We start from the raw sequence: 21,869 nt of genomic DNA, 5'->3' as shown, positions 1-21,869 counted from the left end.
CTATTTATAGAGACAAATTTTCTTGCCGTCAATATCGGCGATGGTCAGCTCCATATCATAAAGGGAGCTGAGGATAGGCTCCGTCATGACCTCATGGGGTTGCCCCTGGGCATAGACCTTGCCGTCTTTAAAGGCGACCATCTGGTCGACAAATTGGCTGGCTACATTGATGTCGTGAATGACAACCACCACCGTCTTGTGCAGGTCATCCACCAGACGACGGAGGGTTTTCATCATCAAAATCCCTTGCTTGATGTCCAGATTATTGAGCGGCTCGTCCAAGAGGATAATCTCCGTATCCTGAGCCAAAATCATGGCAATGTTGACCCGCTGCAACTGCCCCCCCGATAACTGGTCAATAGGACGATGGCGGAAATTCTCCAATTCCATATAGGAAATGGCCTGATTGATATGCTCATGGTCGACAGCTGTCAAGCGCCCCTTGCTGTAGGGATAGCGACCGAAGGAAATTAGCTCCTCGACCGTTAATTTGACTTGATAATCCACCTTTTGCTTGAGCATGGATAATTCCTTGGCTAATTCAACCGAGTCCCAACTTTCGATTTCCTGCCCCTTGATATAGAGCAGCCCCTGCTCCTTGGGCAAAAGTCGGCTAATCAGCGATAAAAGCGTTGATTTGCCTGCGCCATTTGGTCCGATAAAGGCGGTAAACTTAGCTTTTTCGATGTTAAGACCAATTTCGTCTAAGATTGGATTGGTCCCATATTTCTTGGAAATATTTTCCATTTTAATCATAGCTTATTACGCTCCTTGTACAAGAGATAAAAAAAGAAAATGCCACCGATCAATTCAATGACCGTCCGAATGCTGATATTGAAGTTAAAGACTCTTTCGACCAAGGTTTGAGCCAGTAAAAGGTTAACAAAGCCGAGCAGAGAGCCAACTAAAAAGAGGGTTCGATGACGAAAATCATTAACCAGCTGATAGGTGAGATTGGCCAGAATGAAGCCCAAGAAAGACAAGGGACCGACCAAGGCTGTGGAGGCTGAAACTAACAGAGCAACCAACCAGAGAAGCTGTTGCTGCTCCTTTTCCACGTCCACGCCCAAGAGCCGAGCATTGTCTTTTCCCAGATAAAAGGTATCCAGTACCTTGCCCTTGCGGTAGAGCAAACAACAAATCAGAATGGCCAATCCCACAACCACAAGTAGGACGCCCTCATTGACATTCTGCAAGGAGGCAAAGAGTTTGGACTGCAGTTTGTCGTATTCATTGGGCTCCATCAAGACTTGTAGAAAGGTGGATGTGCTACGGAAAAAGGTTCCCAAGGTCATGCAAATGAGAAGAATAAGACCAATTCCCTTATTCAAAAGTGCTTTGATAGCTGGTTGCAAGAGCAAGAAAAATCCAGCCTGCAAGCCCAGCACCATGAAAAATTCGGTCAGGGAATTTGGTGCCAATCCCTGCGACCATTTCCAAAAGAAAAAGAGGAAAAGAGACTGCATAAGGACGTAGAAACTTTCCAGTCCCAGCACAGACGGGGTCAGGAAACGATTGCCCGTCACAGCCTGAAAGCTGAAGGTGGAAAAACTAGCAATGACAGCCACCACCAGATAGACCAGCAATTTTTTCAAGCGTAGGTTCAGGATGTAAGAATTGGGCAGGCTACCATCTGGCAGGAGATAAAATAGCGTTCCCAAAACAGCGATGGCCGACAAAATGCCAATCAGAAGCAAGGTTGAGCGTTTGATACGGTTCATGCACGCGCTCCTTGCCAGATAATGAGGAGAAAGGCTAGGGTGCCGACCACTCCCAAAATCAAAGAAACTGAGACCTCGTAAGGCCAGATGACCAAACGTGCCAAGATGTCACAGACCAAGACCAAGAGGATGCCCCAGATGACCACCAAGCCTTTGACTTTCTTGAAATAATCGCCTGCGTACTGCCGAACCAGATTGGGAATGATAACCCCCAGAAATGGCAGAGCGCCGACCGTAATCATGGTCACAGCCGAGGTCAGAGATACCAAGGCTAGATCCAAGGTCTCATAGGCTTGGTAAGGCAAACCCAAATTCCGACTGGTATCCTCACCCAGAGCCATGACCGAAAAGGCATCCGAATAGTACCAAATGGCAATCAAGACGAAAACCAACAAAAAGAGCCATTCGTACTGATTGCGCTGAATCATGGAAAAAGAACCCTGACTCCATGCGCTCATGGACTGAATGAGGTTAAACCGAAAGGCAATCATCTGGGCAAAAGAGCCGATAATACCACTGTAAATCAGCCCTACCAGGGGCAGAACCCACTTTTGCTTGAACTGCAAGCGCCGGATAACTTGGATAAAAACCGTTGTAAAGAGCAGGGCAGCAAGAAAGGCAAAACTCATTTTTTGAAAGAGAGTGGCCTTGGGAAAGGCAAATAAAGACAAGAGAATACCCAGCTGGGCTGCCTCTGTCGTCCCTGTTGTCGAGGGGGCTGCGTAGGGGTTTTGTGACACGGTCTGCATGAGCAAGCCCGACAGGGAAATGGCCCCACTGGCTAAGATAATGGCAAGAGTTCTGGGAAGACGCGATTCCCAAAAGAGGATCCTAGACGTATCCTGTCCCTGAAAAAGCCCAAGCCAGGAAAAGCCGGCATGACTGCCAATGGATAAAGAAAGAATGATTAAACTAGCCGTCAGACCAGCTAGGAGAATTTTATTTTTCATGATACCTCATTTTTCAATAGTACAAGCTTAACAGAAAAGCAGGTAAATGTCAATCTTTGATTATAATTGTCAGATAATTCTAATTTAATATAGAATCAGTCTCAAGAGCATAAAAAAATCCCAAGCATGGGCTTGGAATTACAGAATTATAAGGAAATCTTGGTCACTTCCTCTAAATTCAACAACTGAAAATGAGCAGCCTAGCAAAAGAGAAACTGTTTATAGCGATAGAGTCGCAGGTCGGGAATAGACCAGTCGCTTTTCTCAACCAAATCTTGACCAAGTAGCTCAGGATAAGTGCTGGTCAATTGCTTGACCCGTCTCAGATTATGGACCACTCTCAAAATGCCCAAGATGGCAGTTAGTAGCGCCAAAAATCCAAATACTCCAATGGTAATCTTGTCATCAGCAACCAGCTCTGCCCTGAAAAATGGACTGACATCAATTACAGCAAATACAACTATCGCCATGAGCGCAATCCAATAGCTGTTCCGCCAAGGGGCCATCAACCTATCAGACTTTCTTCGACTGACCAGCCGTTCATCCTCCAATCTAATGTCAGGGAAATGAGACTGAATGCTCTCGAACAAAGCCTTCTTCTCCTCCTCAAAGTCATTTATGGCTTCTGACTGTAAATCAATTCGATGGACTTTGCTGTCAAAATTAGCCTTAGGTACCAGGGTCAAGTAGTAAGTTTTCTTCCGATGATTGCGGCTGGTTTCCATCCGATACATGAGCGAAATACTGGCAATATCTCTCAAATCAATGACTGAAAAGCGACCATTTCGTGAAATCAGATGATGTTTGTAAATAAAAAGTTCCCAGAAAATATTCTTAAATGTAAAAGTATGCTAATAAATGGAACCCTGTTTCAGCTCAGGATAATGCTGGTAGAGTAGGCGGCTGTTTTGACAGGTTTCTTTGTATAAAGAAATCATCCAGACCAATTGCATCAAGATGAGTACAAACAGCAAAACTCCGGTGATTATACCAGGAATGGTTAGGAGGCCTTCTGGGTCAGATTGAATCAGGACCCAAATCGTATAGGAAAATAATCAATCACAATAGAGGGAATGATATAGGGAGTTATCGTTTGGGTTTCATACTTTTCCCTTTTAGCCTTCTCATCAGACGCTGTTTCTTTTTTCTACATCAATGACCAATTCTGGATATTTTGACTTGTAGGCTTGATAGAGTGCCGCTAGATTGTCTGAATAATCTGCCTTGGCATTTGGAAAAGCAAATTTAACCAACCGATGTAACCGACCATGCGCAATCTGAGCAAAATGTACCTGCAAAGACTGCTGAGAATGGATTCGAGCAACCTCCAAATAATGCTCCCTCCAAGAACCTCCTCGTCTTTGTTTCCAATCATAGTAATGGTAGATCAAATTTTTAGTATCGTTTAAGTCGACTACCTGGATGCTTTCAAAAAAGGAAATAAGATAATGCCCGTGATAGGCAAGTTGCATCTGCTTATCATAGTAGTCTAACTGAGCAAGAAACTCTTTCTTCGAACCCTCGAGCAGGGGATACTCTTCAAGGAAGCCAGCCAAAATACGGTGGTTTTGCGCAATTCTCCGCAAGCTCCTCCAGCCAAGCCCTGCAATCAACAACAGACAGAGAGCCACGATGACACTTGCACCAGCAGACCACTTACCTGCATTATCCGTCACCACAGCAAGCAACAGGATTAAGATTACCAAGATAAATAAAAGATTAGCCGCCTCACCTTTGAGCTTGAATAACCACATAACCTGCCCCCTTTTTGCATGTTTACATTATTATACCTTATTCTGTCTCCAAAGTCTTCCTCCGTTTATCGAAGCGCCAAGACAATAGAAAAACATCAACTGCATTTTCCTAGCTAATGGATGCAGTTAAAGGCACAATCTAAAATCACCCACAATTTTGATTGGAGTTGACGTTCAAGAACTAAAAAAGAGGCTGGGCATAAAGCCCAGGGTCGCTTCTCAGAGTTCGCATCCACATCTCAGCGCAGTGGTTGATTGGCAGATTTGTTCGTATTTTACACTCCAAATCTAACCTATACGACTGATGCGAACAGAGTTCGCTTCATCTCCAACCTCAAACTGTCTCCCAGACAGTTTGAGCTGTGCGGGGGTGGGAGTGAAACAGTCTGGGGATAGACTGTTTCAGCTCAACAACTGGAAATAAGGACTTGTTGACATACTCTTTTTATCTTGGTCGAGTTCTTTCCCACTCCCTTCTAACTTACTAAATATTCACCCTTAACATTAAAATAAGTCCCACGGATTTCACCAGCCAGTTTGCTGCGTTGGCGGGCAAACTTAAATTTCCCTTCAAATTCTTGGGGAATCTCAATGCCGTTGGACAATTTGAAGCCGACCGCTCGTTTGCCAGCGTCCTCTAGCGTATAGAGAACATTGACTGCCAGGCCATTGTCATAAAAAACAAAGGACCAGAGAATGCCGTCCACTTCAAGCTGGGCTATGTTGAGTGGTGTGTAGGGGAGTTTGATAGTCAGGGGAGTGACTATCAAAGCAAAAGGAGTCTGCCAGCACTTTCTCGATGAAAGGCAGGATTTCAGTTTTTTCTTCGGGCGTGAATACCTCAAAGGGGATTTTGTATTTGTTGTGGAAATAGCGGGCCTCATTGGCACGTAGACCAGCCAGCACATCAGCAACTGGCGACGTTTCAAGCCCAGTTGTCTCCACTTCCTTAAAATTTACGATATAAGACATAGGGTCTCCTTTCAAGCGAAAAGACCGCCGAAACGGTCTTGGAGATTAAGCATTAAAGCTCTCAGTTAATTGTGGTACCACTTGTTTCTTACGGGAAACGGCACCTGGCAAGAAGGCATGGTTGTTTTCCAATGTGAAATTAAAGGCTGCTTCTACCTTGTCCATGTTGCTACCAAGCGCAAGGATTTCAGAGTTTGAGTTGACGATGTCTGTGATCATGAGGACAAAATCACTGTAACCTTCTGTCACAATCGCTGCAGAGATCGCTGCTTCAATCTCTGCCTGGCGTTCCAAGACTTCTGCAATGTCTACTGTGTTAACCTGAGCCACACGGACTGGGTTACCATTGAGTTCAAAGGTCTTAGCGTCGATGTCAATCAATTCTTCTGCTGACTTGCTAGCCAAGTTTGTACCTGCCTTGAGAAGGGCCAAACCGTACTCTTCCAGGTTAACACCAGCAATTTCTGCCAATTCAGCCGCCACTTGTGAGTCAGATGCATGAGTCGTTGGGGATTTGAGAAGCAGAGTATCTGAAATCAAGCCTGACAAAAGCAGACCTGCTACTTCGCGCGGCAAGGTCACGCCGTTTTCCTTAGCGGCACGGTAGACGATAGAAGATGCTGAACCAACTGGCTCCAAGCGCATGTAGAGCGGGTTTGCTGTTTCAAAGTTGGCAACACGGTGGTGGTCGATGACTGCTGCCACTTCCACTTCCTTGATGTCTGCGATCGATTGTTGGAATTCGTTGTGGTCAGTCAAGATAACTTGGCTAACGCCTTCTGCCTTAGCTGATTCAACCACACGCGGTGCTGTTACACCAAAATAGTCAAGCGCAAAAGCTGTTTCTTCGTTAGGAGCTCCGAGGGCAACAGCTTCCGCATCACGGCCGAAAGCCTCACGCTCTAAGTAAGCCCAGCCGTATGATGATGCAATGGCATCTGTGTCAGGATTTTGGTGACCAAAAACTAAAAATTTTGACATGTCTTAAACCTCATTTTTTCTAATAATCTCCTACATTTTACCATAAAAGCTGACGCTTGAAAACAAAAGAAACCAGGCTTTTCACGACCTAGTTTCGGCATTCATTGTATCGTAAAATTAATCACCTAAAAATCGTGTCCCCACCAAGTAATCAAAGGCATAGTCATTAACCTTGACGTTGAGGGCATCGTGCCCATAGTCTGGTAGGATTTTCATTTCTTTTTCAACTTCCAGGCGGTTATAGGCCGCAAACTGGGTCGAAGGTGGACAAACTCCATCCTCCAGACCAGTCACCATGGCCACAGGGCATTTTACCAAATGAGCCAAGTTTTTAATGTCAATGTAGGACAGGCTCTGCAATACCTGCTCCTCCGTCTCATGGAAGGGATCCGAGTATTTGAAATAACGGAAGAGCTCATCATAGGCCTCGCTGTTATTGCCCAATTCCAAGACTCGCTTGAAGTCCGATAGGAAAGGATAAATAGACAGACATTTTGATAGGTCTGAATAGAGGCTGGCCGCTACCAGAGCCAAGGCCCCACCTTGGGAGGCCCCATAACTCATCAGCTGGTGCTCATCCACAAAATCAAAGCCAGCCACTAGCTTAATCAGCTGGTAGACATCCAGGTAAACATCCTTGTAGAAAAGATGGTCTGGTCCCTGCAACATGCCACGAATGACCTGCCCCTTGACTGTCAGGCCCTTAAATTGGCCCAAATCCTGGGAACAACCGGCCTGACCACGCACGTCCATGGCCACCACACCGTAGCCAGCTGTCGTAAACTTGAGCAATTCAGCCCAGTCAGGTGATTGGCCTTGGTAACCGTGGAAATAGAAGAGAACAGGCACAGGCTGTTCAGCTTTCGGAAAAATAGTTTTGGCAAAGACCCGTGAGCCGTTGGTACCTGTAAAATAGAGTTCATAGCAAATCACACCAGGCAAACCAGCTGGCTTTTCAAGCAAATCATAATCTGGCAGTTCTGGCAAAGCAGCTAGTTGCTGCTGCCAAAAACTATCAAAATCTTCTGGAAGCTCATGACGACCACGATAGGTACGCATAGCCTCCAGGGACATGGTATCAATCATAGACTCACCCAACTTTCAAGCCCTGTTTTTGGGCAAAATGATAGAAGGCACCTAGCATACCAGCCGCATTTTCATGCTCCGCAAAGGCAATCTTGGTCTTATCCACCAGACTAGGCAGGAGATGGCGTTTGAGCGCCTCCTCAATCATAGGCTGCAGGTATTCTTTCTGCCCCATGATGCCTCCACCCAGAATGACAATTTCTGGATTGACCACATAGGTAATGGTCGCAATTCCCTTACCAAGATTGTCCACTAGTTGATGAATAGCCACTTGACACTTGCTGTCGCCATTTTTAGCTTCTTGAAAAATCCGATAACCATCCCATTCGGATGGATTATCCCCATGCAGGTCTGCCACATGCTGGACCAGGGCTGTCGTAGAGGCAATATCCTGGAAGGCTCCGTCAGACAGGGGTAGATAGCCTACTTCACAGGCCGCATTGCTAGAACCATGGTAGATTTCCCGGTCAATGAGGAGGCAGCCACCGATGCCTGTTCCAATAGTCAGGCAGAGGCTAATCTGACTGCCCCGACCTGCTCCAGAAATCCCTTCGGCTAGGCCAGCACAATTGACATCATTTTCCATTTCACAGGGCAGGCCAAATGTTGCCTCAATTTCAGCCTTGAATTTTGTTCCGGCGTAGTTAGGAATTTGCGGTCCAGAGTAGAAGATTTCCCCCTTCTCATGGTCGACCATACCTGCCGAAGAAATAGCTACACCTGAAATATCAGAATTGTCCTTGTATTTTCTTACCAAATCCTTAACTGTCGCAAGGATATGCGGACCACCCAGATGAGCCTGGGTATCCATTTTATGTTGCTCTAGGAGCTGCCCTTCCTGGTCAACCAGGCCATACTTAATCTGGGTACCTCCTATATCTACTGCTAAATAGCGTGTCATAGGTCACCTCCATTAGCCAATAAAGACCGTCTTAGCCTGCACAATCATGTCTGCCGCCTCCTTGGCAATGACCAAATCTGCCTCATTTAGTGAAGACAGGGGGGCCCGAACAGAGCCGATGTCCAGGCCTTCATTGATGCGGAGAACTTCCTTGATGACAGCGTACATGTGACCGTGACCGGAGCAGAGTTTCGTAATAATTCGGTTGATTTCAGCCTGGAGTTCACGGGCTTTTTCCAGTTCTTTCTTGGCAATCAAGTCATCTAGGGCCAGGAAGAGTTCCGGCATAGAACCATAAGTACCACCGATACCACCGCCAGCTCCCATGAGACGACCGCCCAAGAATTGCTCATCTGGACCATTGAAGACAATATAGTCTGGACCAGCAATGTTGATAAAGGTGTCAATGTCCTGCACTGGCATGGATGAATTTTTCACCCCGATGACACGAGGATTCTTCAGCATTTCCTTGTAGAGGCTTGGCGTCAAAGCCACACCAGCCAACTGCGGAATGTTGTAAATCATGAAGTCCGTATTTGGTGCGGCACTGCTGATGCCATTCCAGTAGTCAGCGATGCCGTACTCTGGCAGTCGGAAATAAATAGGCGGAATGGCGGCAATGGCATCAACACCCAATTCTTCAGAGTGACGGGCCAATTCTTGACTGTCCTTGAGATTGTTGCAGGCCACATGGTTGATAATGGTCAATTTACCATGCGCCTCTTCCATAACTGCTTCAAGGACTTGCTTGCGGTCTGCTACACTCTGGTAGATGCATTCACCAGACGAACCATTGACATAAAGACCTTTCACACCCTTGTCAATAAAGTAACGGGTCAGGGCTTTGACACGTTGCGAATCAATTTCTCCATTTTCGCCGTAACAGGCATAAAATGCTGGGATAATTCCTTTGTATTTTTCTAAATGAGACATAAGATTCCTTTCAAATTTATCAGTTTTTCAGGATTTCAAGATTTCAGGATTTATAGTAAAGAAGGAAGAGATAGACCAGGCCCGCGTAGCCGAAAGTAGCCAGCAATGAGAGGACGACCAAAAAGGTCAGACCATTGAAGAAGGCTACAAAGGCTAGGACCAGAAGTACCACGACAATAGCCAAGGTCAACCAAAGGTTTCGAGCCGACTGCATCAGGGCGGTCAGGCCCAGCTGAACCAAGGGCAATTCTACTTGACTGGCCACTCGATAGAGGTAAGGAATCATCAACTGACTAAAGATGAGGGTCGCAAAGCAGACCAGGCGCAGAATTTGTATGGGCAGCGAGGTCACACCCGAAGTCAAGAATAAGTTCAGGATGCAGACTCCCACCAAGAGACCTTCCAGCAGACCCAAGGTCAAGCCCTGTTTCCAATACCGCTTCACCATGACAGGATAGGTCGCAAGAACAGCCACTTTTCCTTCCTTTCTAAGGATGTCCAGACTGGCAAAGAGAGCCAGGCGGGCAATTCCAAAGGTCAAGACAGGCAAACTGGTCACCACAAAGCAAATATTCAGAAGGAAAATGGTGAAGACCTTTTCCACCGATTGCCAAAATGGGTGATTGACATCGAATAAAGATTGTAATAACTGACCACCTGTCTTTTTCATGGAAATCTCCTATTCTATCAAAATTTTGTACACAAGTTTGCGGACCTGTTCTCCCTCGCCCGCTTTTTGGTTGGGCAAATGAGACTCTCCTGGCAGGAAAAAGGCAAAATACTGGTCATTGATGGTCAAATCAAGCTGACTGGATGCCGTCACAAAGCCAACATCTGACTGGGCTTGATAAGGTTCTAAGTCCTCCAGACCGTCATATCCGTAGGAAATCATTTCTTGACCAGCTAGAAGAAAATGCAGATCTGCATAATTTCTATGGTATTCAAAACGCTGCCCTGGCTCCGCCAGCTGATTGTCCTGAACAAAGCAGAAAACCTTGTTCCCAGCCAGCTCGTACCTGCCAGGATCTTGTGTCTTGAAGTCACCACTCAAAATACTATCGATGGCCAGATCCAGATGCGGATCCAGCCCCTTATATGTTGCAATATTTTCAATCAGATCGTAAATCATATACAACCTCTAATCTATATTTGCTTTAATACTCTGAGAAAATCAAAATCATCCGTTGTCAAGAGCCTTGGTGAGTAAAAAGCTCCGGTGGAGGTTTTTACTCACCAAACCAAATCGACTAAGTCTCGTACTATTTCCCACGAAGACTGAACAACCAACCCAACGGGATTTGGCAATGTAAATTTCTTTTAGCCTAGCTGAAACAGTCTTCACCAACACTCCAACGGGATGCTCTAAGAAAATGGCTTGGTATCTAGGCAAGGAAGTCAAAGGTTAAACTAAAGTTTACCGAGACGACTTAACGACGAGACAAAGCCATTTTCGACGAGCATCAGCCTTTCACAGCACCCATGGTAATCCCCTGTGTAAATGATTTCTGGAAGACAAGGAAGACGGTTACGATCGGTACGGCCGCCATGGCAGCACCCGCCATGATGAGACCGTAGTTGGTCGCCATCTCGGCCTGCATGGTCGCAACCCCCAGGGAAATGGTCAGGTTCTGACGAGAGGTCAACATAACCAATTGCATGAAGTAGTCGTTCCAAGAATTGATAAAGGTAAAGATTGCCAGGGCCGCAAAGCCAGGTTTTACGATTGGGAAGGCCACATTCCAAAAGGTAGATAGCTCGCCACAACCGTCAATCTTAGCTGATTCCAAAAGCTCGGTCGGGATATTTTCTGAGAATTGCTTCATGAGGAAGACACCGAATGGCCAGCCAACCAGTGGCAAAATAACCGCTGCCAGCGTATCGTGGATACCCATGAAATTGACAATCCGAACCAGCGGCACCAAGACTACCTGCTTAGGTAGGGCCATGGCCGCGATGAAGATAGAGAAAAGAATTTTCTGACCGTAGAAGCGTTTCTTGGCTAGAACATAGCCTGCCAAGGATGAGGTCGCACAGACCAAAATCATGGTAGCTAAGGAAATAAAGACTGAGTTCCACAACCATTGCAGGGCCGGGTTTTGCACAGTCAACTTGACAAAGTTTTCCAGGGTTGGCTCAGTTGGCCACCACTGGGGCGGAATGACAATGGTATGGGGTTGAGACTTGAAGGCCCCTGTCATAATCCAGTAGAAAGGAAAGATAAAGAGGACAGTCAAGGTCAACAAAATCACTGAAGATAGGATTGAAAATGGGGTAATGGTTTTCTTTTTCATCTTGACCTCCTTTCTAGTATTCCACATCATTTCCAAGAACCTTGAATTGGATAAAGGAAATGATAGCAATCAAGACTGCAAGGAAGACACCCATGGTATTGGCATAGCCATACTCAGAAAGCTTGAAGGCTTTTTCGTAGAGATAGTACATGAGGGTCGATGTTGCATAGTTTGGTCCACCAGATGTCAAGAGCTGGATAAGCGCGAAAATCTGGAAGGAGTTAATGGTTGTAATAACTGTAATGTAAAGGGTTGTAGGCAAGAGGCTAGGCCACTTGATTTGCCAGAAAACCTGGGTTTCATTGGCACCGTCTACCCGTGCTGCTTCTACCAAGGAATTATCAATATTTCCCAGAGCAGCGATATAGAGAATAATGGGCTGACCGACAGATGTAGTCAGGAGAATGATGACAATTGCCCAGAGGGCCCACTGTTTGTCCCCAAGCCAAGAGATATTTTGTTCAATAATACCACCTGATTTCAAAACAAAGTTAAGAATACCCGACAGAGTATCGTAAATCCATTTCCAGACAACCGTTACAGCTACCGAACCAGTAACCACCGGTAGGAAGAAGACTGCTCGATAGAAGGAACGAGCTATGACGTTTTTCTGGTAGGTATTGGCCGCTACAAAGAGCGAGAAAAAAATCACGACTGGCACTGATCCCACAACGATAACCAAGGTGTTAATCAAGGATTTGATGAAGATAGGATCGTTGAACATCCGCACATAGTTATCCAAGCCGACAAAGGTAAAGTCCGTCATGGTGTAGTTGAAGAAACTAGTCACAAATCCCATGACCATAGGTGCCAAGACAAAGACGGTAAAGAATACCAAAACTGGGGCCAAGAACGTGTAGGAAACAATGGTTTCCCGCATTCGTATTTTGTTGATTTGCAATGCAAACACCTCAATTCTTTCAAGTTAGAAAGCAAGAGCTCCCTTTCTAGATCTCGTTAGAAATGGGATTAGAAAAGGAGCCTACTTTCAAATATTATTTAATGGTTGCGTTCGCTTTTTCAGTGAAGTCTTTCAAAGCAGTTTCCGCGTCTTGTTCACCATTTGATACAGCTTGCAACATTGGGAACCAAAGAGTTCTCATTTCAGCAAAGCCATCAATTGTGTTGTAATATGGTGAGTAGTATTGAGTCCAACCGTTGATCATAGCCATACGGTCATCAGTGTACAATTCGCCAAAGGATGTACGAACTGGGAAAGCACCTGTACGAACAACGTTCTTAGGTCCCCACTCAGCATCATCTGCGATGAATTGAAGGAATTTCTTAGATGCTGCTACACGCGCTTCGTCGCCATTGTTGAAGACTGCAAAGCCGTTTACAAGGTATTCAAGGTCTGGTTTACCATCTTCTGATGGGAAGAGAACTTCAAGCACTTCTACGCCTGATGCTTCCAACAATTGTTGTTGGATACCATTTTGAGATGGTGCCCAAAGGATGGTGTAAGATGTTTGACCATTTGCAAAGTTTTGGATATCGTCACCACCAGCATATTGAGAACCGTTCATCATGTAGCCATCTTTGATCCAGCCAGCTGCCTTATCAAGGGCTTTAATCATTTGTTCTGAGTCAGTTGTGTACTTGGTTACTTCAGGGTCTGTGATGCTTCCGCTGTAAAGGTTAGCAAGGAAGGCACGAGTACCTTGGTCACCACCTTGACCATTCGAGAAGAGAGAACCTGGGTTGTAGCCCTTGTCTTTGAGAGCCTTGATAACTTTTTCAAAGTCATCTGTTGTCCAGCCGTCTTTTACAAGGTCAAGGACACCAGCATCTTCCAACATCGCTTTGTTGAAGGCCATGTAGAATGGAGCAGAGCTGATTGGATACATGTAGGCTGTATCACCAGCTTTAGACGCTTGGATGATGTTATCGTTGTTGACATCCTTAACAAAATCATCTGTAAAGAGGTCGTTCAAATCAGCCAATTTACCATTTTTTCCGTAGGTAATGATACGACCTGGCGCGTCAAAGAGCACATCTGGCGCAGTGCCCGCTTCAATAGCTGTCGTGATTTTTTCAGGTCCAGATGTGAAGTCGATGGTTTCCAATTTCACATCGATGTCTGGGTTTGCTTCCTCAAAAGCAGCAATAATTTTTTGCTCATAGGTACCCACACCATCTTCTGTTTTTTCTTGCGTGAAGACTGGGAAGGCCCACCAAGTGATTTCTGTCTTATCAGAGCTGCCTGACTCTGCTGCAGATGATGCGGTAGTGTCGCTTGCCTTATTGGCACAAGCTGCAAGTGACAAAATAGCTGCACCTGCTAACAATGAATGCATGATTTTTTTCATCATTCTACTCCTTTTATTTTTTAATTTTCCCCTGTGGGGAGTTTGATGACAATTTAAGCCTGCAAAGCCTTGATAAAACGCTCTGCGATTTCTTTTGGACGGGTAATGGCCCCACCAACCACAATTCCTGCTACACCAAGGTCGTGAATGGTCTTGACCTGGTCTGGATAGTGGATTTTCCCTTCAGCAATGACATCGACACCGGCCTTGACCAATCGATCTACTAGCTCGATATCTGGTCCATCTTCCTGACGACTGTATGAAGTATATCCAGAAAGTGTTGTCCCGACAAAATCAATTCCTGCTTCATAGGCTGTTATACCTTCTTCATAGGTGGAAACATCTGCCATGAAGAGCTGGTCTGGGTATTTTTCCTTGATTTGCTTGATAAACTCGACGATAGTCAAACCGTCGTACCGCTCCCGCTTGGTACAATCTAGTGCAATGACCTCAATGTCCAGGGCTGCCAGCTCATCGACCTCCTTCATGGTCGCTGTGATAAAAGGCTCCTGTGGTGGGTAATCCCGCTTGATAATACCGATAATAGGTAGATTGGTCACTTCTTTAATTTCTTTAATATCTCGAACACTGTTGGCCCGAATACCAACAGCTCCTGCTTCCTGGGCTGCCTTAACCATGAGGGGCATTATCCCGCCTTCTTCCCTATACAGTGGCTCACCTGGGAGGGCCTGGCAAGAAATGATGATTCCTGGTTTTATTTGTTCAATCAAGGCCTCCTTATTCAATTTAGCCATGAATTCTCCTTTCAATGACGGATCCGAGTTAGCGCTTACATTGTTATTATAACGTCTCGGATACAATAATTCAATATATTGCTATATATTAGATTTCAGTTTCAAAAATTGTAAAATCTAACATATTCCTAAAACTACTTTCAGAAGTCAGAAAATTTCAAAAAGAAAAAACCAGCCGAAGCTGGTCGATTGTCCTTGCTATTCTTCTCTGCCCAAAATCTGATTGATTTCTTGGCTATAAAGAATAGCCCGTCCGCCATAGATGGCTTGAATACCATCTTTCACATCCAGAACTGCTGTTGCTCCAATCGCTTTCAGGACATCCTTGTCAACCATTTGACTGTCCTTCAAGGATACTCTGAGGCGAGTCGCACAGGCTGTCACGTGTTCAATATTGGTTTCGCCACCCAAGGCATCAATGATCGAAATGGCACTATCATAGAGGGTTGAGCCGTTTTTCAATACCTTATCAGAATTTGCAGAACTATCACTCGTTTCCATACCAGGCACTAGAACATGGAACTTGGTCACTAGGAATTTGAAAACAACATAATACATAGCTGCCCAGGCCAAACCGACTGGAAGCACCAAGAGCCAGTTGGTTTTGTCATTGCCTTGGAAAACACCAAAGATAAGATAGTCAATCAAACCACCAGAGAAGGAATTTCCGATACGAATTTGTAGCAAGTCAGCTACCAAGAAAGAGACACCATCTAGGAAGGCATGGACGACGTACAACCATGGAGCAACAAATAGGAAGGAGAATTCAATTGGTTCTGTAATCCCTGTCAACAAGGACGTAAGGGCACTACTTGAATAGAAACTGCCAACTTTTTTACGATTTTCCTTTGGAATAGCATGGTACATGGCCAAACAAGAAGCCGGCAAACCAAAAATCATAGTCGCAAAACGACCGGCAAAGAAACGAGTCCCGTATGTAAATAATCCAGTATGGTTGGGATCAGCCAATTGTGCAAAGAAAATATTCTGAGCACCTTGAATCGTTTCGCCGGCAACTACTTCACTTCCACCCAGTGAAGTATACCAGAACATCGGATAGATAGTATGGTGTAAACCAAAAGCTCCGGTTAACCGTAAGCCAAATCCATAAAGGAACGTTCCTAGACTTCCCATTTCTGATATTGTTTCACCGAATGTCACCAAAAGCCCCTGAATCGGTGGACAAATCAAATAGAAAATCCCACCAAAGGCAATGGCTGCAAAAGACGACACTATTGGAATAAAGCGCGAACCTCCAAAGAAACCTAGGAAGGCTGGTAACTCAATTTTCCTATATTTATTGTGGAGATTTGCAACGGTAATCCCAATTGCTAGAGCTCCAACTACCCCTGTGTCAATACTAGCACCTTCTTCTGCAAATAACTGTAGAAAACCACTAATCGTAGCTGTATACACCAAGTAGGATACAGCCGCTGATAAACCGGCAGTTCCCTTATCAGCATCAGCCAATCCAACTGCCACTCCGACCGCAAAAATAAGGGCCAAATTAGCAAAAACAGCACTACCAGCTGTACTCATAATGGTGAAAGTTGCCTGTAACCAAGCCTGGTCTAATACAGGAAATTGAGAAACCGCATTGCTGTTGGACAAGGCACCCCCGATACCAAGGAGCAAACCAGCAACCGGTAAGATAGATATGGGCAGCATGAAAGCCTGCCCCAACTGAGAAAACTTCTTGAAGTTCATCAGAAACTCCTTTCTAAAGCATGGAGCGACATCATCGCTCTTTTATAAAATGTTAACGTTTACAAAAACATTATAAGCATAGTTTTTAGGAATTTCAACCATCTGAACTTGTTTAGAAAGTAGTTTTAAGATTGTAGATAAATTTTATAAATTGTGAAATTACTTTCGATTAGCTCCAAAATAAAAAAACCAGCCGAAGCTAGTTTCCCATCTCTATAATAGCTGTTTCTAAGTCAAGCCATTCGGTCACAACCTTATCCGGTTCCACACTTGTCTCCGGCTGCTGCCGTTTTCTGTGGTTGAACCAGATGGCTTGCCAGCCAGCTGACTTAGCACCGATGATATCATTTTCAAATGAATCACCGACATAACAGATTTCTTGACCCGCCATTCCCAGGCGCTCTTCCATCAGCTTGAAAATAGCTGGATTGGGTTTGGTTATCCCAACCTGCCCCGAGATAACCATCTTCTCCTGCTCTATCCAATCTTGTAGGCCCAAGGTTCGGATTTTCCGCAATTGATGCCGATGGGGACCGTTGGTAATGACGCCAAGAGTAATACCCCGCTGCTTGCAAGCCTCAAAAATAGCTGGATAAATCGGACTGAGTTCCAATTGCCCTTGATAATAGTCATAATCAATTTGAATGGTCAAAGCTAGAGCATCCGATACCTGAAATCCAAAATCAGCTAAGGCCGCCTTCATCCGATAAACATGACTGTCCTTGAGGCTGATCTTGCCAGTCGCAGCCGCTTCAAAAACCTGATCCGCATAGTGGCGAAAGGCCAGATACAGGTGAACCAATTGCTCCTCAGGCACCGACAAATGTCGTTTCAAGGCCCGTTCAAAGGGCCGAATCTGGTCATATAAGGTATCGTCTAAGTCAAATACAAGTGCCTTTATTGCCATTGCTCACCTCTTATAAACCGAAGAGATTTTTCATCCGCAGATAGGTCTGCTCTTCTCCGACAAAATACACCAGGTCATTTTTCTCCAAAGTCTGGTAGGGACTAGGAGAAATCAAGAGCTCTTCATTGCGCTCAATACCGACAATAATGGCTCCTGTGTGGTGCCAGATACGTGCATCCGCCAACTGCTTGCCCAGCAACTCACAGTCAGCTGTCAACTTTAAACCGTAGGGCTCCAAAGGGTATTTCTTTTGCACGCGCTTGGTCTGATCCAAGTAGACAGAAACCAAGCCACGCAATTCCTTGAGCATATTTTCCTGCTGGTCCATCTTCTCCAAAATCCGGTCTTTTTGCGAATTTAGGGAGCTGGTCATTTTGAAATTATCAATGAAATCGTGGGCCTTTTCCTTGGACAGGACGATGGCTCCACTACCATGCTTGACCGACACGATATGGAGGTCGGCCAGAATATTTAAGGCCTTACGAGTGGTCTCCGGCGAGACCCCAAACATACTAGCCAGGGTCGAACGAGATTTGATTCGCTCGCCTACCTCGTATTCTCCAGAGACGATTCGCTGCGCCACTCCGACCGCTATCTGCTGGTACTTGGATGCCTTTACAATTTTTCGATTTGGCATAAATCTACCTTCTTTCCATAGACAAAAGGAGCGGTACCGTATCACCTTCTATGATCCCGAAACGCACTCCTTTAATTGGTCCTAGGCAAGAATCATGCCCTGAACCCTATTTAATTGATGAACTGATTAGACTGAGTCTACTCTACGCGAGATGATTGGATTTGTTCCTTCACTTGTCCTGTTTTTTCTGAGACAAATTCACCAGCCTTGTTTGCTTGAGAAGCGATAGCCTGACCTGTAGCTTGACCTGCTTCAGTTACACGATCTTGCAAGGTAACAGATGCCGCTTCAAACTCTTCACGCGTTTGTACATCTACAACTTCTACGTTCACTTCTACTACTTGCAAGTGAGTCATAGCAGCAACTTCTTTGCTGATAACAGCTTTCATTTGTTCAACGATAGCTGGAATATCTTTACCATATTCTACCACAATCTTCAGGTCTGTTGCAACTTGTTTGGTACCAACTTCGACGTTGATACCTTCTCTCACATTGTCACTATTGACCAGCTTATTCTTGAAATCCGTCAAGAAACCACCGCTGACTGACAAAAGACCTGGAACAGTTTTCAAGGCATAGCCAATCATTTTTTCAATCACTTGGTCTGCGTATTCTACAGTACCTTTTACAGCTTCAACTTGTGTGTTTTTCGTTTCTTTCATTTCCTAATCTCTCTTTCTATAGATAATACTTATTTTTTCAAACCTTCAACAGCGCCTTTAACGGCATCTTTAGCGTCAGCGATAGCAGCCTTAGCCTTACCAGCCAATTGCTCTACCTTACCTTCTGCTTCTACTTCCTTGTTGCCAGTTGCCTTACCGACAAGGTTTTTAGCACCACCAACAAGTTCTTCTGCTTTTGCATTTACTTTTTCTTCTGACATAGGATTTCCTCTTTCTTTTATTTCTTAAATGACACGGGGTTCTTTAGCAGTCAATTCTTCAATACCTCTTGAAGTTTTCTTGACCTGACTACCTGTAAAATCTGCTACTGATTGGGTTGCATCTGAAACACGGTCCTGTAAGCTAACAGAATCAGCTTCAAATTGAGCTCGCGTCTTGATGTCAGATACTTCAACGTTGATTTCAACAACTTCCAAGTCCGTCATACGCTTGACTTCTGACTCAACAACTGTCTGGATAGCCTTGTAGATAGTCGGCAAATGTTTTTGGTATTCAGCCACAATCGACAAATCGACTGCAACCTGTTTTTTCCCAACTTCTACATTCACACCTGAACGGACATTTTCAGTGTTGACCAATTTATCCTTCAAGTTAGCTAAAAATCCGCCATCCACAGCCAATAAGCCGTCTACTGATTCCAAAGCTAAGCCAACAATTTTTTCAATGACCTTGTCCGCATAGGTCAATTCGCCATTGATTACCTGTGTATTTTGTTCTGTCATAATGACCTCCGAAAATATGAAATTCTATTTAAACTTAATAGCGCTTATTGAAATAGTTTTCCAAGAGACCTGTCTCCTGGAGGCCGTAGCCTACACCTACTCCGATTGCAACCAAAACTAAGACTAAGAGAGTTTTGAAAAATCCAAGACTCAGAAATAAGATAGATAATACAAGACCGACGGCACCTCCCACTAGAGGAAGAGTCCATTTATTGACTGTTTTCATGTACACCTCTATTCTACGCGAGAAGGACGCGACTGTTTACTGCTTGCAACATCCTTGACAAGAACAGTAAAGTTGATAGGCTGCTCCATTCCAAAGAATTGACGCAAACCATGTTGAATGCTTTTCTCCAAAAGACTAGTCTGCTCACCAAGGGAGCCAGCTTTAGCAAAATCACCCGCAAGCTTGACTTTAAGACGCTTCTTATAGGGAATAACTGTTGCACTTGCAGATTTCATATAGCCAGATTCTTCTGCTAGAGTCGCTACATAGGACTCGATAGCAGATTTTTTCATCAGAAGACTGCCACCATTTTCCTGGATGAGGTTAATCTCTGCATAGCGCTTAGGGTAGAAAAGGACTACCAGGAGCAGGACCGCAGTCAGAATTGCCAGTCCTATCAAGCCCCAAAATGCAAGGGGATTGAGGAAGGGAGCAACAACCTGATGGACAGGCCATTGAGGAATCCATGCTACTAGCTCCGCTGGGAGATGGCCCCCTCCTGCAAACTTCAAAGAAGTCAGCAAGAGGAAGAGCAAGACCAGCAATAAGAGGCTAGCAGTCAGTATTTTTTTTACTTTAGACATTGAGGCCTCTTTCTAGTTTCATTAACCCTTACGACCAAAGAAGAAGGATACAACTGCTACAACGATAACCGCACCAAGGATAGATGGGAACAAGGCCATACCTGCAAGGCTTGGACCGCCGTGACCAAACAAACTTTGACCAATAGATGATCCGACTAGACCAGCGATGATGTTCGCGATCCAACCCATTGAACCACCCTTTTTCGTAATCGCACCAGCGATAGCTCCAATAAATCCACCAACAATAAGTGACCAAATCATATAAATTCTCCTTTTAAATAAAAAATAGTAAAAATCGATTTTTGGGTTATAAAGATGAATAACAGCAACGTTACTTGATAAGTGACAACTTTTATTTATCTTTATATTGTCAGTATATCATCAATTTGGAGACTTGGCAAGTCTTTTTTCTTATTTTTTCAAAAAAAGTTGGAAAAATTCTTAAAAATGCCTATTTTATGCGATTTTTAGGTGCTATTTTTTTGATATTTCTTTTCAGAAGGAACTAGTTTCTAACCTAAAATGTCAGATAATGAGGAAAATAAGAGGAAAAAATAACACGATTTTTCGGTTTTTACTTCAAAAGAAATTACATTGACTAGCTTTTTAAATTTATAAGTTGTCACTTTTTCTAAACAAAAGAAAAAGCCGTTGAATATCCAACGACTTCCTCAAATGAGAAAACTTAAGCTACTTCTTCTTATAAAAGAGCACAAAGGGGAGCACAATTCCAACCGAAATCCACCATTTGACCTCCATATGGAGCAGATACTTGCCAAGACTGGCCACTAGGACATAGAACAAGGCCAAAGCGATGCGGATGTAGATATTCTTCAAATCAAATTTCATAGGCAGACCTCCTTATACTATCATTATACTATAGTCAATTGAAACAAGAGCAGGACAAAAGTGCCTCAAGAAAAGTATCACAATTTGGCAATACTTTTCTGAGGTGTTTTTTCATTTGAGCCCATGTTTTCTCAATGGGATTATACTCAGGTGAGTAAGGAGGAAGTGGTAAAAGTCTATGACCCTGCTCCTTGCATAACTCTTTTAGCTTACTCATCCGATGAAACCTTGCATTGTCCATAATGATAACAGATGGTCTATCTAAAGTGGGTAGTAAGAATGTTTTAAACCAAGCTTCGAAAAAGTCACTAGTCATGGTTTCTCTGTAGGTCATTGGGGCTATAATCTCACCGTTTATAAGACCTGCGACTAAAGATAGCCGCTGGAATCTTCTTCCAGAGACCTGACCTGTGATCAACTGACCTTTCAAAGATCGACCATATTCTCGATGAAAATATGTCTCAAACCCTGTCTCGTCAATATAAACAGGTGTCAAGTGACTTAAGTTATTAAATTCTTTAAGGAACTGATTTACTTTCTCAGGGTCTTGTTCATAGTAGGTACAGCTCTTTTTTTCGAGTATATCCCATAGCTTTGAGAGCGTAATGAATAGCTGTTGGATGACAGCCAAATTCAGAAGCTATTTCAGTCAAAAAAGCATCTGGATGAGCTTCAAGATAGTTCTTTAATTTTACTCTATCAACTTTTCTTGGTTTGGTTCCCTTAACTTGGTGATGAAGCTCGCCAGTAGTCTCCATTAATTTTAGCCATTGATAGATGGTGTTGCGTGAAATATCGAAAACAACAGATGCTTCAGTAATACTGCCGGTTTTCTGACAGTATGCGAGAACTTTTTTACGAAAATCTAATGAATATGCCATAAGTACATTATACCACAAAT

The 21,869-nt window shown here is 44.3% G+C and carries 26 protein-coding genes and 1 pseudogene; all 27 read right to left on the bottom strand.

Annotated features, from left to right (window positions below; genetic code table 11):
* The 27 genes and pseudogenes from AB1F57_RS03990 to AB1F57_RS03860 all read right to left on the bottom strand — a co-directional run bounded on the left by AB1F57_RS03990 (position 1) and on the right by AB1F57_RS03860 (position 21,849).
* Positions 1–756, bottom strand: a complete 756-nt coding sequence (locus AB1F57_RS03990) for an ATP-binding cassette domain-containing protein (RefSeq protein WP_105137776.1) — start codon at positions 754–756, stop codon at positions 1–3.
* Positions 753–1,721 carry an iron chelate uptake ABC transporter family permease subunit gene (locus AB1F57_RS03985; RefSeq protein ID WP_174852912.1) on the bottom strand — a complete coding sequence of 323 codons (969 nt, stop codon included), beginning with the start codon at positions 1,719–1,721 and terminating at the stop codon, positions 753–755. Before AB1F57_RS03985 ends, AB1F57_RS03990 begins: the two co-directional genes overlap by 4 nt.
* Positions 1,718–2,671, bottom strand: coding sequence for an ABC transporter permease (locus AB1F57_RS03980; protein ID WP_367986105.1), 954 nt, complete (start codon positions 2,669–2,671; stop codon positions 1,718–1,720). The genes AB1F57_RS03985 and AB1F57_RS03980 overlap by 4 nt, the downstream gene beginning before the upstream one ends.
* A 200-nt stretch (positions 2,672–2,871) precedes the next feature.
* The gene (locus tag AB1F57_RS03975; RefSeq protein WP_367986104.1) at positions 2,872–3,405 is read right to left on the bottom strand and encodes a hypothetical protein; all 534 of its coding nucleotides are present in this window, start codon (positions 3,403–3,405) and stop codon (positions 2,872–2,874) included.
* 393 nt (positions 3,406–3,798) lie between these two features.
* On the bottom strand, positions 3,799–4,425 hold the full coding sequence (locus AB1F57_RS03970; RefSeq protein ID WP_367986103.1) for a hypothetical protein: 627 nt from the start codon (positions 4,423–4,425) through the stop codon (positions 3,799–3,801).
* Positions 4,426–4,901: 476 nt separating this feature from the next.
* Positions 4,902–5,397, bottom strand: a pseudogene (locus AB1F57_RS03965) (phage tail protein).
* A gap of 45 nt (positions 5,398–5,442) precedes the next feature.
* Entirely contained in the window at positions 5,443–6,378 is a 936-nt protein-coding gene (locus AB1F57_RS03960) for a manganese-dependent inorganic pyrophosphatase (RefSeq protein ID WP_367986102.1), read from the bottom strand.
* A 117-nt stretch (positions 6,379–6,495) separates the two neighbouring features.
* Positions 6,496–7,464, bottom strand: a complete 969-nt coding sequence (locus tag AB1F57_RS03955; protein WP_170238644.1) for an acetylxylan esterase — start codon at positions 7,462–7,464, stop codon at positions 6,496–6,498.
* 4 nt (positions 7,465–7,468) lie between these two features.
* Entirely contained in the window at positions 7,469–8,365 is an 897-nt protein-coding gene (locus tag AB1F57_RS03950; RefSeq protein WP_167786198.1) for an ROK family protein, read from the bottom strand.
* 12 nt (positions 8,366–8,377) lie between these two features.
* On the bottom strand, positions 8,378–9,298 hold the full coding sequence (locus AB1F57_RS03945) for a dihydrodipicolinate synthase family protein (protein WP_167786200.1): 921 nt from the start codon (positions 9,296–9,298) through the stop codon (positions 8,378–8,380).
* A gap of 43 nt (positions 9,299–9,341) precedes the next feature.
* A complete protein-coding gene (locus AB1F57_RS03940) occupies positions 9,342–9,968 on the bottom strand; it encodes a DUF624 domain-containing protein (RefSeq protein WP_105137766.1) in 627 nt (208 codons plus the stop codon).
* 9 nt (positions 9,969–9,977) lie between these two features.
* Positions 9,978–10,427: a YhcH/YjgK/YiaL family protein gene (locus AB1F57_RS03935; RefSeq protein WP_105137765.1), complete on the bottom strand. Its 450-nt coding sequence runs from the start codon at positions 10,425–10,427 to the stop codon at positions 9,978–9,980.
* 331 nt (positions 10,428–10,758) lie between these two features.
* Positions 10,759–11,589 (bottom strand): carbohydrate ABC transporter permease, encoded by an 831-nt coding sequence (locus tag AB1F57_RS03930; protein WP_105110344.1) that lies wholly within the window; start codon positions 11,587–11,589, stop codon positions 10,759–10,761.
* A gap of 13 nt (positions 11,590–11,602) precedes the next feature.
* Positions 11,603–12,490, bottom strand: coding sequence for a carbohydrate ABC transporter permease (locus AB1F57_RS03925; protein WP_367986101.1), 888 nt, complete (start codon positions 12,488–12,490; stop codon positions 11,603–11,605).
* Between the two features lie 94 nt (positions 12,491–12,584).
* Complete coding sequence (locus tag AB1F57_RS03920) at positions 12,585–13,898, bottom strand: ABC transporter substrate-binding protein (RefSeq protein ID WP_105123192.1); 1,314 nt, start codon at positions 13,896–13,898, stop codon at positions 12,585–12,587.
* Between the two features lie 53 nt (positions 13,899–13,951).
* Entirely contained in the window at positions 13,952–14,653 is a 702-nt protein-coding gene (locus AB1F57_RS03915; protein WP_105137764.1) for an N-acetylmannosamine-6-phosphate 2-epimerase, read from the bottom strand.
* A 198-nt stretch (positions 14,654–14,851) separates the two neighbouring features.
* Positions 14,852–16,360 carry a PTS transporter subunit EIIC gene (locus tag AB1F57_RS03910; protein WP_367986099.1) on the bottom strand — a complete coding sequence of 503 codons (1,509 nt, stop codon included), beginning with the start codon at positions 16,358–16,360 and terminating at the stop codon, positions 14,852–14,854.
* 199 nt (positions 16,361–16,559) lie between these two features.
* Entirely contained in the window at positions 16,560–17,261 is a 702-nt protein-coding gene (locus AB1F57_RS03905; protein WP_174853243.1) for an HAD family hydrolase, read from the bottom strand.
* A 16-nt stretch (positions 17,262–17,277) separates the two neighbouring features.
* A complete protein-coding gene (locus AB1F57_RS03900; RefSeq protein WP_367986098.1) occupies positions 17,278–17,904 on the bottom strand; it encodes a TrkA C-terminal domain-containing protein in 627 nt (208 codons plus the stop codon).
* 137 nt (positions 17,905–18,041) lie between these two features.
* On the bottom strand, positions 18,042–18,566 hold the full coding sequence (locus AB1F57_RS03895; RefSeq protein ID WP_105110349.1) for an Asp23/Gls24 family envelope stress response protein: 525 nt from the start codon (positions 18,564–18,566) through the stop codon (positions 18,042–18,044).
* Positions 18,567–18,595: 29 nt separating this feature from the next.
* Entirely contained in the window at positions 18,596–18,787 is a 192-nt protein-coding gene (locus AB1F57_RS03890; RefSeq protein ID WP_105101041.1) for a CsbD family protein, read from the bottom strand.
* 24 nt (positions 18,788–18,811) lie between these two features.
* Entirely contained in the window at positions 18,812–19,309 is a 498-nt protein-coding gene (locus AB1F57_RS03885) for an Asp23/Gls24 family envelope stress response protein (RefSeq protein ID WP_105137761.1), read from the bottom strand.
* 34 nt (positions 19,310–19,343) lie between these two features.
* Entirely contained in the window at positions 19,344–19,535 is a 192-nt protein-coding gene (locus AB1F57_RS03880) for a DUF2273 domain-containing protein (protein WP_105137760.1), read from the bottom strand.
* 8 nt (positions 19,536–19,543) lie between these two features.
* Positions 19,544–20,119 carry an alkaline shock response membrane anchor protein AmaP gene (gene amaP / locus AB1F57_RS03875; RefSeq protein WP_105137759.1) on the bottom strand — a complete coding sequence of 192 codons (576 nt, stop codon included), beginning with the start codon at positions 20,117–20,119 and terminating at the stop codon, positions 19,544–19,546.
* 21 nt (positions 20,120–20,140) lie between these two features.
* Positions 20,141–20,380, bottom strand: coding sequence for a GlsB/YeaQ/YmgE family stress response membrane protein (locus tag AB1F57_RS03870; protein ID WP_105123187.1), 240 nt, complete (start codon positions 20,378–20,380; stop codon positions 20,141–20,143).
* 429 nt (positions 20,381–20,809) lie between these two features.
* Complete coding sequence (locus AB1F57_RS03865; RefSeq protein ID WP_161497992.1) at positions 20,810–20,968, bottom strand: hypothetical protein; 159 nt, start codon at positions 20,966–20,968, stop codon at positions 20,810–20,812.
* A 34-nt stretch (positions 20,969–21,002) separates the two neighbouring features.
* Positions 21,003–21,849, bottom strand: a protein-coding gene (locus AB1F57_RS03860; protein ID WP_367985658.1) for an IS630 family transposase whose coding sequence is annotated in 2 segments (ribosomal slippage) — positions 21,003–21,543 and positions 21,542–21,849 — 849 coding nt in all. Because the reading frame shifts where the segments join, the coding sequence is not laid out codon by codon here.
* Between the last annotated feature and the right edge of the window lie 20 nt (positions 21,850–21,869).

The organism is Streptococcus nasisuis, assembly GCF_040836615.1.
Taxonomy (GTDB): Bacteria; Bacillota; Bacilli; order Lactobacillales; family Streptococcaceae; genus Streptococcus; species Streptococcus suis_V.
This window is presented reverse-complemented; position numbering and strand designations above follow the sequence as displayed.